1 protein-coding gene is annotated in these 1288 nt (G+C 36.4%); it reads left to right on the top strand.

Annotated elements, in window-relative coordinates; all coding sequences use genetic code 11:
* Positions 1 to 29: 29 nt before the first annotated feature.
* Positions 30 to 947, top strand: coding sequence for a UDP-3-O-acyl-N-acetylglucosamine deacetylase (lpxC, locus tag ACS8FD_RS15045; RefSeq protein WP_439261894.1), 918 nt, complete (start codon positions 30 to 32; stop codon positions 945 to 947).
* Positions 948 to 1288: the final 341 nt, after the last annotated feature.

The following is a 1288-nucleotide window of genomic DNA, read 5'->3' on the forward strand; positions in this document are numbered from 1 at the left end:
ATTGTAACAAAGTATGTGAGAAAACAGCCATGAATCAACGAACCATAGGAAAAGCGATAGCTATCACAGGCATTGGTTTGCATAGTGGTCAGCCTGTCGATTTGGAGTTTCATCCGCAACCAGTTAACACTGGAATAGTTTTCGAGCGTTCTGACATCGTTGGTAGTGCGCCAATACCAGCCAGTGCTTTTTTGGTACAAGATACTATGATGTCATCAAATCTTGTTTTCGGTGGGACGCGTGTTGGTACAGTAGAGCATTTATTAAGTGCAATCGCTGGGCTTGGAGTAGATAACCTATTAATAAAGGTATCAGCAAGCGAGATACCAATTATGGATGGCAGTGCATCGCCTTTTGTCGGTCTATTATTGCAAGCAGGTTTTGTTGAGCAAGAAGCGCTAAAAAAGTTTTTGAAAATCGTCAAACCTGTGCGTGTCGAAGTTGATGACAAATGGGCAGAGCTGCATCCATATGAAGGATATGAGTTAAATTTTGAAATTGACTTTGATCATCCAGCATTTGATAAAGACTTTCAACATGCTCAATTAGATTTTTCAACACAGAATTTTATCGAACAACTAAGTGAAGCCCGTACCTTCGGTTTTTTACAAGATATTGAGACTCTAAGACAAAATAACTTAGCATTAGGCGGTAGTATGGATAATGCCATCGTTATCGATGATGCTCGCATTTTGAATGTTGAAGGGCTACGTTTTGCTGATGAGTTTGTTCGTCACAAAATATTAGATGCTTTAGGCGATTTATATCTGATTGGCTATCCCATTATAGGTCGTTTTAATGCCTATAAGTCAGGACACGCATTGAACAATATGCTAGTCCGAGAAATTTTATCAGACGAGAATAACTTTGAAATTGTAACATTTGATGACAACGTAACTTGTCCAATCGAATATTTACCTTTAACAGGCTTAATAGTTGAAGGATAAATACAGGAATATACAGGAAGTATCGCAACACTTACGTAAGATTACATAGTTTAAGCAAAATAATGCTCAAATTATAACCACATTAGCGAATATATGATTTTATATTGTTTGATTGGGTAGCTGAAGCCTAGAGTATTCAAAAGCTCAAGGTTTTCTAAAAATCATCTGTTAGTCAAAACTCTCGATTGGGTTCTGACTAACAGATGATTTTTTTTGTTTGTAGAATTACAAAAACGCAGCGTTAACAGCTTATTTTCTCTTGTTTATTTACATAAGTTTACATTGTAAAAGAGAGTTTTTTACTCATTTACCAGCCGTAAAAGGGCTTTTTTGAGGTTTTT

Source organism: Psychrobacter sp. 1U2 (genome assembly GCF_051847575.1).

What these genes read in the sequence shown, in the direction of transcription:
- lpxC (WP_439261894.1), top strand. Translation starts at nt 30, where the DNA reads ATGAATCAACGAACCATAGGAAAAGCGATAGCTATCACAGGCATTGGT.